We start from the raw sequence: 13,393 nt of genomic DNA on the forward strand, positions 1-13,393 counted from the left end.
AACAGGCTCTAATCATATTTTTATGAGTTCACTTTTCATATAAAAGTTTGTTCATTTTCTGGCTGTGTTGTTCAACTAAAGCACCCGTTAGCACAATAATGGTCATTCAAAAAAAATATTTCATCCCTGAAGGATTAACTCCTTCGAATTTACCGTATAAATGTATTTCTCCAAGCATTGATCCCATTTGATTCTAACCCTTTGCTAAACTGTTTCGATTAGGTGCTGAAAATGGTTTTTCTAACCAGCCATTATCAATCATAATATTTACTCCATCTACTGCAAATTCTCCTACTTCTATCACTAAACGACTATAAGCTGCTGCCAGATCTTTTCTCAATGATGCTCCCAAACTTGCACCATAATACGCAATTCCTGCATTATTCAGTGCAGTTGAATGAAGCATCAACAACTTATCGGAAAACGGCGGTTCTGTTGATGTTGTCGGCATGATATCCCAAGTCATTGGAGTAAGAAGGTTATCATTACTTAAAAATTTGGAAAAAACGGCACTATGATGCTTTGAAATTTCAGCCCCACGCACTATATATCGACGAACTTCTTTAGACTGAGCAACTTGAGAAAATCCCGTTAACAAAGCACTTCCAAGTGAATTTCTGTATAGATTAAAAAATAAAAATGAAATTTCAATCGTAGTTAAAGGTCTTTGTTCCCCCATCCATCCTGCTAAAAAATGCTGTTTATGAACAAATTCACCTTGGCTTGGATAAGGAATATAAGGAGAACGAATAAAGAGACCTTTTTCCTGAAGAACATTCGAGGCCCGATTATAAAGTTCACAAGATGAACCCATACAAGATGTATAAAATTCGCGAATATCCATTCTAGCTGCATTTGGCAATGCTATACTATAACTATTTATCCCCGTTGCTCCCATATTTTGAATGTAATAAAGCATAAACGTATCTGGATAAAGCCTTGGAGCATTTAAATTGACATCTTGCTCTGTTAAACCCGTTGGAATAGGGATTTTTTCCTCTTTAAAAATATCTGTTACAACTTCAATATGTTTTTTCGCTAGATCCGAAGCATATTCTAAAGTAGAACGAATATCTGGATCTTCCACATCCTTTAAAAAATAAGAAATCGTACAAATCCCTAATGAATCATTCATATAGGAACCCCATAAAACTGCTAGTTCTCCTGATGTTAACTTAATATGATCGTGACTATTTTCCAAAATAACAACCTCCTATTCAATCCATCAAAGAATAATATCTCCAGAATAGGATAAAAATATAAATGAACAACTGAAAAATCCATCGAAACGCAAAAAAGGGACTAATGCTAAAATTTAGTCTCTTTTTTCATTATCTTCTTCAACTATTCTGCTACCGTTAGTTAAAGAAGATCCCAAAGTATCAGATGAATGCTTATACAAACCTAGTTCACATAACGTCTACTTATAAGCAGTATAAAAAGATCTTCGATTGTAAATCCTTTTATACTGCTTATTCTACTAAAGCCATCCTTTATCCTAGTATTAATGTATCCTATTAATCTTACATAAATTGGTACACATTAAAATTGCCCACATATAATGAATGCATCTTCCAAGTTTAACAGTACTCCTGAAACCACCGTATAGGTGGTTTTTTTTTGAACTAAACTGCCTAGTTAGTTGAACAAGATCCCAAAGAACTCATGAATACTTTATACAAATCTAGTTAACATAACCCTTAATTATAGGAAATGAAAAAGGATCTTCGACTTGGAAGATCCTTTTTTACTGCTTATTGAACTAAGTTTCACGTTAATGGAACAAGGCAAATAAATCAGGTTTTCTTAATGAATCAATAAATTTACGTAATCTTTACATATTCACAAATAGATACATGTTAAAATAGGTAAAATCTTCGAGGTGACAAGAGGTGACAAAATATGACAAAAGAAACAGTTATGTATAAAGGAACACAATATATAATTCTACATAAGTACGAATCAGGTTATTATGAAATAAAAGCGTTAAAGAGTAATTACATAGTTGAACTAGTGCATAAATCAGATTTGGAATATCAATAACATCTATATATTTCTTCAATAAACCTGCGTTAGTTGAACAAGGATTGTTTTTTATCCGTCTTTTTCTTTGATATCACCATCAAAATACCAGAAACCAAATATAATGCTGAACCAGCGAGTATCCATTTAAAAATACCTGGTGTACCCGTTAAATAAAAGCCTATTGGCAGAGACCAAATAAAAGAAATAAATAAGAACTTTGGTTTTGCACGTAGCGATGACATAAGAGCAACAATTCCAGGAAGAATTGACATTGCGAAAAAGTTTAATAAAACATCCATTTTAAATCCACTATCATAGGGATTAAAGAAAAGTAAGACAGTAACTAATAGAAGACTACCGATAGAACCAATAACACCAATAAACTTTGCTATTTTCAGCATTCTTATACCCCATTTTATTTAATTGTCATTATGCTTTTAATAGTTATTCTATAATCTTTTTGTAATACCCTCCACAATAAATCTATTAAAGGGTATCGTTGTATTTTTCAAATATTTATCGCATCTTTCACTAACCTTTCCGTTGAACAAGATCCCAAAGAATCACATGAATACGTCATACAAATCTAGTTCACATAACAGATGTTATCGGAATGAAAAAAGAATCTTCAAATCGAAGATTCTTTTTATACTGCTAATTGACCTATATCCACTCGTAGTTTAATTAATAAAAATGATTATCCCACTAGCTCAGAATAAGTAATTGTCCTTGTTGATGCACACAATGTTACTAAACGGCTAAACCATTCTCCTTTGAATTTTCTTCGATTAAATCGATAGCAAAATTCGTCTAAATAGGATTGGAGATGCTTAGAGTCAAGTCCGTGGAACGTTCCACCAACAAATGCTTTTGCATTCGAAAGGACAGTGTGTAACCAGTTTAAATGGTCTGGAGTTTCTTTGGCATTATAAACTTGGTACTCGTGCTTATATCCAAACCCATCAAGCGCTCGGTAGGAATGATAAGCATCACTACTTATCGTTGACCCAGGTTGGATGCTTTTTTCGGCAAAACCAATCAAGGTTTCTGCTTTAATGTTAGGGACGATCTCCATTTTCAGATAGAGTGGATGTCCCTTTTGGTTTAAGGATAATCCTATTAATACCTTTGTTTTGTCTGTTCCACGCCCGCGTTTTCCACCTTCGGATGGCGCACCAAAGAAAGCATCATCTAGCTCTACAATACCAGCTAATGAGTATTCTGCATCACGTTTTCTCATAGCTTGGCGAATCTTATGCAGCATAAGCCAGGCTGTTTTATACGACACTTCAAGTTCTTCAGAAAGTCTTGTCGCAGAAACACCACGTTTATCATGAGCGATCAAATAGATGGCTAAGAACCACTTTGTTAAGGCAGTTCTTGTTTTCTCCATCACGGTTCCGACGGTGACAGTGGATTGGTAACGGCATTTTTTGCATTCATAAAGCTTGTGCTTACGCGTTTTTGTTTCAAAATACGCATCGTGACCACACTTTTCACAAAAATAGCCGCTCGACCACTTCAATGTAAATAGATGGTCATGACAAGCTTCTTCGGTCGAAAACTGTTTTTGGAAAGAAATCAGACTCATTTGTTGGTATCTGGACATACTAAACACCCTTTCAAGAACAATTGTTAGTAAACATTATTACCAAACATTAGTTCTTGATAAACATCATTCTGAGTAAAGGGGATACTCATTATTAATAAATATAGGAAATTATTGGGATACTAAATATTAACTAATAATGTTGGAGGCAATCATGCTCGAAAAAGGAAAAATTAATGCTGGTGAATTTCATATATTAGTCATCATATTTACGATTGGAAGTTCGATACTTGTTGTACCTGCTTCACTTGCAGCAATAACAAAACAGGATGCCTGGATTGCAACTGTCTTAACTATTCTCATCAGTTTAAGTTTTATTTTATTATATAACCAGTTAACCTCCCTTTATCCTTCCATGACTTATGTCGAATGTAATGAAAAAGTCTTTGGAAAATGGATTGGCAAAATCGCATCTTTGCTATTTCTTTTTTATTTTTATTACATTTCTTCTGCTTTAATTAGAGAAATTGGAGATTTTTTTACGACACAAATAATGGTTGAAACACCTATCCAAATGATTATGACCATGTTTTTATTAACTAGTTTAATCGGTGTACGGTTAGGATTAGAAGTGATCTGTCGTACGGCGGTAATCTTTTTCCCTTGGATCATAGTGCTGCTTTTCCTAGTATTCTTATTTCTTTTACCTGAAAGTAAATTTGAAAATGTTCAACCTATTTTCGGAGAAGGTATGAAACCAATTATTAATGGCATATATCATAGTTTGGGAAACCCCTATTTACAGCTTCTTATATTTTTAATGATTACACCATTTGTTACCGAAAAGGCTAAAATGAAAAAAGCTTTTTATATAGGAACAATAATTGGAGGCATCGTCCTAACCATAATAATTATTTTCAGTATTTTAGTATTGGGTGCAGACATTAGCGCAAGGCAATCCTATCCATCTTATATATTAGGCAAGAAAATCAGCATTGGAAATTTTTTAGAGCGAATCGAAGTTATTGTTGGGATTATTTGGATTCTTACAATATATTTTAAGCTGACGATTTGCTATTATGGTCTCACTCTTGGATTAGCTCAAGTACTTGGATTAAAAAATTATAAAATTCTCCTTTTTCCATTAGCATTTTTAATCATAACCTTTGCCATCTTTTCACATCCGGATATTGTACATTTTAATGAATTTGATACTAAAACGTGGCCACTTTATTCCTTAACAATTTGTTTTTTCCTCCCACTTTTATTATTAGTGGTTGGAAAAATAAGAAAAAAACGTTCTGCCTTCCAAAGCAACTAAACTGCTAGTTCGTTGAACAAGATCTCAAAGTATTACATGAATACTCTATACATTTTTAGTTAACATAATCGAGTATTATCAACAGTAGAAACAGACGCAAAACCCTTGATAACCCTGGGTTTTGCGTCTGTTCGTTTTTTATCGGGTATGCAGGTTTTTAAACATTCTAGACCTATCAAGGGTTTCCGACTTCTTTGTTTTCTAGGAATCTCTCATTTTTTGCATAAAATCCTGTATAAAGAAATGTGATTTTAAGCGTTCTATGCTTACTTTTCGTAGGCAACAGGGACTAAGTCGATTCCAACCTTTTTAGCCACGATATAGCGTCTGTAGCCGTCTGTGAGGATCTTCGTCTCTCGGTTAATCATAATTGGTTCATCTAAGTAGCCTGTCCGTTTGACATAGTCTATGACTTGTTGTGTTTTCTCAGGATTAGGCGTTGAGTTCAAAAATGCTTCAGGAACGATGATGTTTTCAAGTGAAACAAAATCCTCTGTGCCTTCTGGACCTTTTGGTTTTTCTTCTTTTTTTACTGGTTCAACCGGTGTCTTCTTTTCCTTTTCAGGAAGGATCGAAGCTTGGAAACAGATGATCCCGATTTCTCCTGGACACTCATCAACAGGGATGTCTAATGTTGGCTCGCCTTGAATCATGAGTTTTTGTTCCTTGATCGTTTCTTCGGTGATTCCGGCTTTTTTTAATTGTTTCCCATTTATGAAAACCGTATAGGTAATGGTTGAACCATTTGGCAGCCCTTTTGGAGATCCATCTGAACCTTTTTCCTCCATATCGAAGGTGTAATAGGCTCCTTTCTGACGTAGTGAACTTACTGATTTTCCTGTTAAGGTAACTTTATGTGGCATAGAATTCCCTCCTCTACTGTTTTATTTCCAAAATTGCCAAGAACTCTTTTTTTTTCTTTTCCTGGAGTTCTCGCATTAATCTCATGTTTTCAATTAGCACCTCGTCGCGTCTCTTCAGTTCTGATTTATAATTATTCTCCATTTGTTCCAAAGACTTAGAGACACTTCCGAGGTATTCAGAGGTTTCTTTGTTACCAGATTCTAAAAGCCTTTGTTGAGCCTCTGAACCAATAGCAATCTCCCTTCGAACCTCTTCAATGACTTCTTTTCGAATTTCGTTTTTTACTTCTTCACGAATCTCTTGTTTTAGAACATCTTTAAATTCTTTGATATTCGCCATCATTTCTTTAATGCTTAATAAAGTTTCGATAGCTTCATTTTGTTGCATCTGTGGGACAGAAGGTTGTAACTCTGTTAGAGAAGCATCATCTGTTTGTTTTTTTGCTTCAAACAACTCTTTGATCATCTTTTTCGGAATATTTTTATCCCTCATTGATTTTATGCGCTTCAATATCTCGATTTCAAAATCCGTATAATAGCGGCCAATTTCATCTCGTGGGATGTTCAAAATTCCTTCAAAGTCAGATTCCCATTGTCTCAGAGTCCCTTCTGGAATATCTATCATTCTTGAAACTTCTTTAATTCTATAAGGCTTCATAAATGTAGTCATTATAAGACCCCCTTCTTATCAATTTAAACTCCTTTGAGTAATTCGGAGACTCCCTTCGAAGTCTTGATATTAAAGGAAATTAATTTCTTGAATTCATAGAATAACATTCTATTGATACTATGGATAATACGATCTCCGAGGAGGAATATCCTTTCGAATGGGGTTAAAAATTTCTCTTATTTTAAAGTTATATGGATACCAGGTCGATAAGTTGAAGGAAATTTGCTTGTAGGGGTCCAATCAGGAAAATGCGGATTTACAACGATTAGATTTTGGTACAAGTGTAGCTTTGAAATAAAACTTAATTGAAACAATGTTATTAATCTTGATAAACGAACAAAAGAAAAGAACATGTTTTGAAAAAAAGGGATTTTTCGTTTTTCCTCATAATTTCATCTTGAATCTATTTTAGTTAGACAATTGCGTTATGGATTTAAGTTGAAACTGAGGGCAATTTTGGAACTAAAGTGTAAAAAGAACCATAGCTACCTAACTATTTTTATACAAAAAATGGATACCTAGTAAAAATATGGTCGCACTGGTGGATTTCCACATGTCTCATGGAGGTCAACCCTCCCATGTCTCACAGAGTCTATGCTCCAAAATTCCTTCGTCCAACCTTTCCATGAGGTGGATGTCAGTGATGCTGCCCGTACTTTAGTTGATATACTGACTAATCCGTGCTTCAAATGTCTAAATACATAAACCTAGATAAAACCGTGATTAATAACTTACAAGATTAATCCTAAGCCGCGTTCTGTAATTGTGCTATATGAGGAATATCCTTTAACATTCTGTCTTCACTAAAATCACATTGTTTTGTACCAATCGTAAATAAAACACGTATTAATTTATAACACAAGGCTATTAGGGACTGCATTTTCTTTAATGGATTATCTGGCCGATTTTTATAATAATCATGCAAGGCTTTAAAGGCCGAGTTCTTGGCAATCTTTGCGATTGTTCATCGGGGTGTTGTAAACAATGATTTCCACAATCTTCACAAATCTGTGTAATATCTTTGTGTCCTTCTGAAAGGTTGTTTTTTAACTTTTCATTCTTATTTAAAACTGATAATTATGAAAAATCATCACATCTCAAACCCCTTCCGACTCAAATTCTGCTATATCTTGGTTTTGTCCCATTACTATTAGGACATCTCCTTTTAAAATGTTTTCTTCAGCAGAAGGAGAAACATTAATTTCCTCTCCTCTTTGAATACCAACAACATTACAACCAAATTTTGCTCTTATATCTAACTCCAATAAAGATTTATTATGTATTTTATCAGTAGCAATGATTTCAACAACACTATAGTCTTTGGACAACTCAATATAATCAATAATTTTATCTGAGACAATATGATGGGCAATTCTTTTTGCCATATCTCTCTCTGGATGGATGACCTTGTCCACTCCTATTTTTTCTAAGACTTTTTGATGGTATTCATTTTGAGCTTTTGCCCATACTTGACTAATTCCGTACTCTTTAAGAAGCAAACTAGTAAGAATACTGGCTTCAACATCATCTCCAAAGGATACAAAGGCATGATCAAAATTTCTTACACCTAATTGCTTTAACGTAGGCTCATCAATAGCATTTGCGACAACTACATGAGTAGCATATTTCGCAAATTCGTTTACTTTATCTTGACTTTTGTCTATAGCTAGCACATCAACGCCCATTTCATAAAATTCTTTGACTAGATTTCCTCCGAAGCGACCTAAACCAAAAACCACAAATTGTTTTGACATATTAATTCCTCCATTTTAGAATCTGCATAAAATATCTAATTAATGTTGTGATTTTAATTGCCGATCATAAAAATTTATCGTATTAATATGTTAACGTTGTCTTCAATTATAATTTAAACAGAGTTTTGTTTCTTTTTCTCTTTATTATCAAGGTTCCTTTTCCTCTCTTCTTTATAATAGATTTTTAATAATACAAATCCTATTACTAGACCGAAAATTTTAAATAAGTTCCCATTGTGAGAATCTCGTATATAAAAAAGTTCATAAAAACCAACTAATCCACTAGCAATCACCCCAATTGCTATAAATAGTAGAAAAAGATACATTTCAGGCATGTTATTATTGATTCTCACATCACTACTCCTTTTAGTTATCTGCTTAGTATATACATCTGTTATTTTTACTTTTTTAAGACACAAAAGTTTAACATTCTACCGATTATATCGTTTGTAAATATTACTTCATCTGCACCCACATTTTTAGCATGTTGAATATTTCTCCTTAACAATGTTTGTGCAATGCAATAGGCTTTCTCGTTCATTGTTCTTATAGTTAAAAGATTAATAAGAGTTTGTTCATCGGCTTCTCGTTCAGTCTTTTGTTGGTTAGCTGTAATAATGATATATTCTGCAGAATGTATATTAGCATCAATTAAATTTTTTCTATCAGTAGGATTTCCTTTTATTAATTTTACAAAGGGAAGTGGATACTCCTCAATTGCATTATCTAGTAAAGTAATCTTAGCATCGTTATTTACTGAGTTTATAAAATTTATCACTTGAAATGAACAACTGTTCCAACCTATAACTAGTACGTTATTTAGATTGTTCCCACTCATTTTTTTGCTCCCTACCTATACTGTGGATTTAATATTAATAGTCTTATACAAAAAAACTAATAATAAACGAGCACCCAGATTAATCTGAGTGCTTTTTGCAATTATCCAGTTAATACATCCTCTTTTGGATATTTTATTTTGGCTTTATCAGGTTTTGCAAGAGTATAAGCAAGGGTCAACGGCCCAAGTTTACCAAAAAACATGACAAGGATTATAATACATTTTCCTATACTTGTCAGTGTCCCAGTAATCCCCATAGATAACCCCACGGTTCCAAATGCCGACACAACTTCAAACAAGATCATTAAAAAAGGTTTTTGTTCAGTTATTGTCAGTATAATTAGGCATAATAAGATAAAAACAATCGATGTTGTAGCTATTGCCAAAGCCTTTAGTATTGATGTTTGACTTATTGATCTATTTGAAATTACAATCTCATCTTTTGCTTTTATGTAGTTTATAACACTAAAGATGATGACTAGAAAAGTGGTTAATTTAATTCCACCTCCTGTTGAAGCACTCCCTGCTCCTATAAACATTAGGATAATAATAAATAAGATAGTTGGTTCATTTAGACTAGCAATATCCAAAGAGTTAAAACCTGCTGTTCTAGGGACAACAGCCTGGAAAAAAGATCCCCATAACTTTCCTGCCCAATCTAATCCACCTAGTGTTTTCGGATTTGAATACTCAACAAAGAAGATAAATAACATCGCGATAATATTCACTACAAATGAGCCGACAAGCATTAACTTTGTATGTAAAGATAATTTTTTAAACCTTTTCTTGTGTTTTAAATCTACAAGTACAGTAAAACCAATTCCACCAATGATGAATAAAAAGCTAATCACTATATTAATGATTGGATCACCTACATATTGCATTAAGCTATCCGGTAACAGTCCAAAGCCCGCGTTATTAAAAGCAGATATAGAGTGAAAAAAACTAAAATAAATCCCTTTTGACCAACCAAACTCTGGAATCCATCTGATAGATAGGAGAATCATCGCGATAAATTCAATAGTAAATGAAAAAATAAATAGATATCGTACCAGATTAATAACTCCACCTAAAGACGTTTGATTTAGTGATTGCTGAATGAGAAGTCTTTCTTTCATCCCGATTTTTTTACCTAACATAATATAAATAAGTACAGCAAAAGACATGATCCCAAGTCCGCCAACTTGTATAAGGCCTACTATCACTAGTTCGCCAAATAATGTGTAAGCAGTACCTGTATCCACTACAACCAAACCCGTCACCGTCATGGCAGAAGTCGCAGTAAATAGTGCATCTAGCCAGGAAATTGGTTCAGTACTCGCTGCCGGTATTTTTAATAAGATTGTTCCAAGAGTGATAAAACTTATGAACATGATTAATAAAAGCTGCGAGGGGTTTAATTTTATTACACGGTTTCTCATTGGTAAATAACACCTACTTCTTAATTTTTTCTCTAATAAATTGGAAAGTAGCTCAATGATCTCCCTTCTTCTTATAATTCCAATAAAAACCCCATAATCATCAACAACTGAAACAAAATTTTGACTTAAGGAAGTATTCACTATATCCTCTATTTCACTATTAACTGAGATAGGCTCAGATTTTGTATGAAGGGAGACTTCTCTTAGCATAACCTTTTGAGTATGCTGAAAATCAAGACTTTCATATTTTTTTAACTTCCATAGGAGATCTCCTTCAGTTAATGTTCCCAAATAGTGGCCCTTACGAGGTTATCTGTCGGATTCGGGCCATGGAAGTAGCCCCTACCTTGTAAAGGATTCACCCCAAGGACAATGTCACAAAGTTGGTTCCCCCGCTCATTAAAGACTCAGCGATTTAAGATATTAATGCATTAAATTGTTAAAGAATAAAAAAGACCACAGAGGGCTACCCCGTGGTCGAATTGATTTTATCGATCACCAGTTACACATCCTCTCTCTTAACGCTTACGAAGTTAGCTGTCGGATTCGGGCCATGAGAGTAGCCCTACCTTGTAAAGGATTCACCCCAAGTGACAACAATGTCACAGAATTGGTTCCCCCGCTCATTACTGATTCAGCGATAAAGAATAATTTAATTTATGGCGTAATCTTACTCCTGGAATTTTCAGTTGTAAAGAGTGAAAAAACCTTAATTTCTTCTAAAAACACCTAAAAATGGCGTAAATAAGTCATTTCATCAAGTAGATGTAATAAATTCGCCAATATCCTTTATTTTTCTCCATTTTTTAATGAAATTCAATATTGAATAATCTACTGAAAAACATTTTCAAAAGTTATAATGTGAAAGTAGTGTTGATTTTTTTAGAAAGAAATTTGCATTTATTGCAATTTTATCCTGATCAATTAATTCATAGAAAATCTACAATACTATTTGATGTTAGACGGATTTGTAGTTTAATTGAAAATTGCCACATATGGCGTAAGGATTGGTTCAAATAAAATACATCGGCTTTTCTTTTACCCTTAGGAAATGAATCTTCCCTTATTTGTACTAACCTGTGTATTCTCGCTATGTTCAGAGCAACAAGTGATTTTAAGCTTGATATATAAAAATAAGAACCAAATGAAAACGCCATTCTCAAAAAGAATGACGTCTCATCAGGGTGAAATTATTTCTTTAAAGAGAACAATTTTAATAAGGGATTCTTTTTCTTATCTACGATCTTTAACTCATTCAGTAAAAGTTTCTCTTGATTGTCAGATATCCATTTTTTTAATTCTTTATGATTTTGAAAATGGGTAAAGTATGTTTCTCCACCTTTTCCTACAGCACTAATAACATACCTACAAGAAGTATTCCCCACATCCCCCACCCTTTTGATATTGTGATTTTACATATAAATCATTATATCAGGGTTAAAAAGTTAATCCATACTTTTTTATTATAAAATTCATCCAATTATTTATATTAGATAACCTATCAAATTTATATTAGTTTTACCGAGATTAGTAAACATTTGTAAGGTGCTAGTAAGGTAAACTAAAAGAACGCCGATTTCCTGACGAATTATATGTAATCAAATATCCATAAATGAAGAAGAGTGCATACTGCCGATAGGAATATTGTTAATATTGGTTTAACGTAATGAAGGCGTAGCATAGGAAACATAACAACTATAAATAATATTGACCACCAAAAATTCCAACCGTTATGATAAGTTATCTTCCCTAATTTGTAACCTATCCCCTCGACTATTAAAAATAGAAAAATCCACTTTAATGTATGAAAAAGGTGGCTTTTAAATTTACTTGGATAATTGGATAAGAAGAGAAAAGCGGAAAAAGGATTAATTATAAACGCATGAATAAGAAAAGTAGTTGCGTGATTTCCAATATTTGTTTTTAATTCCCATAGATGAAAAAATTCATGAGCAAAAAAAACATACAAAAGGTTGGATAATGCTATGTATAACATGGTTGGATAGTATAATTTAAAATTCTTCCAATCTCCCCAACGCCATGAAGCTAATAAAACCCATAACGTTATTAAGATGTGCAATAATACCCCTCATTTATAAAAACGTTCTATGTTGTTACTTACTATAGAGATAACTCATTCCGTTTGCTCAAGGAATTTGTGTTTAAGGACAGTTACTTTATTGATTTTACTTCTTTGCTAGTTTCCTTATCCCTTGATCTATTTATTGCAACCAATCCAATTGTTAGTATGAGCAAACTAAGCGTATTTATCGTATATCCGTTTACCTGTATATATACTTCTTTTGTTTGAATAAATCGAATAGCAAAGTATATTCCAAATAAGACTGATATATCGTCTTGTAAATTGGTGAACTTTTTAACCATGTTCAAACTCCTTTTATAGCTGTTTTATTGATTTGGATTCCCTGGTGTTGCTGTTATTGATTCAAAAGCTCTAGTAATTAATACCCTTCTATTTTTTTATTAGTTTTTCCATAAAACTGGAAATGATTCGTATATTCCGTGTATTAAAAGTTTTGATGTTTAAATAGGGTATACTCAAAATGAACACATTCTCCAATAGCAGCTGTTCGACAACTTCAAGTTCTTAGCTAATAATCTAATAAACACATCGAGTCTTTCTTTATCTCTTCAGGGTTTTTCATCCTTAAATATTTTCAGCTTGATCAACCTTAATCTTAACCTTAACTTTAATATTTTGTTAAGATTAAGATTGACCTTTACTTGATATTAAGGCTGATCTTGCATTAAGTTCCTCTTGCTGTTGAATATGAAAAAGGCTTTACTTCTTATTGAAGTAAAGCACCCGTTCGTATTATAAGGTCAACCAGTTATTAAACTGTACCCTATAGAGTAGACACTAAAAAAAGGTCTGCCCTATAGGGTACTTTTTGTATAATGAAAAAAACAGGAGAATCGGAGAACAATTAC

General features: G+C 33.1%; 12 protein-coding genes, 1 pseudogene and 2 riboswitches. Of the genes and pseudogenes, 1 reads left to right on the top strand and 12 read right to left on the bottom strand.

Annotated elements, in window-relative coordinates:
- Positions 1 to 193 precede the first annotated feature (193 nt).
- The 3 genes from ACFFIX_RS25910 to ACFFIX_RS25920 all read right to left on the bottom strand — a co-directional run bounded on the left by ACFFIX_RS25910 (position 194) and on the right by ACFFIX_RS25920 (position 3,634).
- Positions 194 to 1,201: a DUF3231 family protein gene (locus tag ACFFIX_RS25910; RefSeq protein ID WP_378939290.1), complete on the bottom strand. Its 1,008-nt coding sequence runs from the start codon at positions 1,199 to 1,201 to the stop codon at positions 194 to 196.
- Between the two features lie 871 nt (positions 1,202 to 2,072).
- On the bottom strand, positions 2,073 to 2,426 hold the full coding sequence (locus ACFFIX_RS25915; protein ID WP_378939291.1) for a hypothetical protein: 354 nt from the start codon (positions 2,424 to 2,426) through the stop codon (positions 2,073 to 2,075).
- Positions 2,427 to 2,722: 296 nt separating this feature from the next.
- Positions 2,723 to 3,634, bottom strand: coding sequence for an IS1595 family transposase (locus ACFFIX_RS25920; protein WP_378939293.1), 912 nt, complete (start codon positions 3,632 to 3,634; stop codon positions 2,723 to 2,725).
- A 154-nt stretch (positions 3,635 to 3,788) separates the two neighbouring features.
- Here ACFFIX_RS25920 and ACFFIX_RS25925 point away from each other — a divergent pair, with 154 nt between their 5' ends.
- On the top strand, positions 3,789 to 4,895 hold the full coding sequence (locus tag ACFFIX_RS25925) for a GerAB/ArcD/ProY family transporter (protein WP_378939294.1): 1,107 nt from the start codon (positions 3,789 to 3,791) through the stop codon (positions 4,893 to 4,895).
- Positions 4,896 to 5,161: 266 nt separating this feature from the next.
- Here ACFFIX_RS25925 and ACFFIX_RS25930 read toward each other — a convergent pair whose 3' ends face one another.
- The 9 genes and pseudogenes from ACFFIX_RS25930 to ACFFIX_RS25970 all read right to left on the bottom strand — a co-directional run bounded on the left by ACFFIX_RS25930 (position 5,162) and on the right by ACFFIX_RS25970 (position 12,521).
- Positions 5,162 to 5,758: a ParB N-terminal domain-containing protein gene (locus ACFFIX_RS25930; RefSeq protein WP_378939296.1), complete on the bottom strand. Its 597-nt coding sequence runs from the start codon at positions 5,756 to 5,758 to the stop codon at positions 5,162 to 5,164.
- Between the two features lie 13 nt (positions 5,759 to 5,771).
- On the bottom strand, positions 5,772 to 6,428 hold the full coding sequence (locus tag ACFFIX_RS25935; RefSeq protein ID WP_378939298.1) for a MerR family transcriptional regulator: 657 nt from the start codon (positions 6,426 to 6,428) through the stop codon (positions 5,772 to 5,774).
- 745 nt (positions 6,429 to 7,173) lie between these two features.
- Positions 7,174 to 7,380 (bottom strand): annotated as a pseudogene (locus ACFFIX_RS25940) (IS110 family transposase); the annotation flags it as partial.
- A 145-nt stretch (positions 7,381 to 7,525) separates the two neighbouring features.
- Positions 7,526 to 8,182, bottom strand: a complete 657-nt coding sequence (locus ACFFIX_RS25945) for a potassium channel family protein (RefSeq protein WP_378939300.1) — start codon at positions 8,180 to 8,182, stop codon at positions 7,526 to 7,528.
- 113 nt (positions 8,183 to 8,295) lie between these two features.
- On the bottom strand, positions 8,296 to 8,535 hold the full coding sequence (locus tag ACFFIX_RS25950; protein ID WP_378939301.1) for a hypothetical protein: 240 nt from the start codon (positions 8,533 to 8,535) through the stop codon (positions 8,296 to 8,298).
- Positions 8,536 to 8,582: 47 nt separating this feature from the next.
- Entirely contained in the window at positions 8,583 to 9,020 is a 438-nt protein-coding gene (locus ACFFIX_RS25955; RefSeq protein ID WP_378939303.1) for an NAD-binding protein, read from the bottom strand.
- Between the two features lie 101 nt (positions 9,021 to 9,121).
- Positions 9,122 to 10,441, bottom strand: a complete 1,320-nt coding sequence (locus ACFFIX_RS25960; RefSeq protein WP_378939309.1) for a TrkH family potassium uptake protein — start codon at positions 10,439 to 10,441, stop codon at positions 9,122 to 9,124.
- Between the two features lie 283 nt (positions 10,442 to 10,724).
- A riboswitch (cyclic di-AMP (ydaO/yuaA leader) is annotated at positions 10,725 to 10,864 on the bottom strand.
- An 83-nt stretch (positions 10,865 to 10,947) separates the two neighbouring features.
- Positions 10,948 to 11,091: riboswitch (cyclic di-AMP (ydaO/yuaA leader) on the bottom strand.
- A 540-nt stretch (positions 11,092 to 11,631) separates the two neighbouring features.
- Positions 11,632 to 11,826 carry a hypothetical protein gene (locus ACFFIX_RS25965; RefSeq protein ID WP_378939305.1) on the bottom strand — a complete coding sequence of 65 codons (195 nt, stop codon included), beginning with the start codon at positions 11,824 to 11,826 and terminating at the stop codon, positions 11,632 to 11,634.
- A gap of 203 nt (positions 11,827 to 12,029) precedes the next feature.
- Positions 12,030 to 12,521, bottom strand: coding sequence for a CBO0543 family protein (locus tag ACFFIX_RS25970; protein ID WP_378939307.1), 492 nt, complete (start codon positions 12,519 to 12,521; stop codon positions 12,030 to 12,032).
- Between the last annotated feature and the right edge of the window lie 872 nt (positions 12,522 to 13,393).

The sequence above is a fragment of the Metabacillus herbersteinensis genome, assembly GCF_042433335.1.
Classification (GTDB): domain Bacteria; phylum Bacillota; class Bacilli; order Bacillales; family Bacillaceae; genus Metabacillus; species Metabacillus herbersteinensis.

Excerpts from the sequence above, each read along its gene's own strand:
- ACFFIX_RS25915 (WP_378939291.1), bottom strand. The coding sequence starts at position 2,426 with ATGCTGAAAATAGCAAAGTTTATTGGTGTTATTGGTTCTATCGGTAGT.
- ACFFIX_RS25920 (WP_378939293.1), bottom strand. The coding sequence starts at position 3,634 with ATGTCCAGATACCAACAAATGAGTCTGATTTCTTTCCAAAAACAGTTT.
- ACFFIX_RS25925 (WP_378939294.1), top strand. The coding sequence starts at position 3,789 with ATGCTCGAAAAAGGAAAAATTAATGCTGGTGAATTTCATATATTAGTC.
- ACFFIX_RS25930 (WP_378939296.1), bottom strand. The coding sequence starts at position 5,758 with ATGCCACATAAAGTTACCTTAACAGGAAAATCAGTAAGTTCACTACGT.
- ACFFIX_RS25935 (WP_378939298.1), bottom strand. The coding sequence starts at position 6,428 with ATGACTACATTTATGAAGCCTTATAGAATTAAAGAAGTTTCAAGAATG.
- ACFFIX_RS25945 (WP_378939300.1), bottom strand. The coding sequence starts at position 8,182 with ATGTCAAAACAATTTGTGGTTTTTGGTTTAGGTCGCTTCGGAGGAAAT.
- ACFFIX_RS25955 (WP_378939303.1), bottom strand. The coding sequence starts at position 9,020 with ATGAGTGGGAACAATCTAAATAACGTACTAGTTATAGGTTGGAACAGT.
- ACFFIX_RS25960 (WP_378939309.1), bottom strand. The coding sequence starts at position 10,441 with ATGAGAAACCGTGTAATAAAATTAAACCCCTCGCAGCTTTTATTAATC.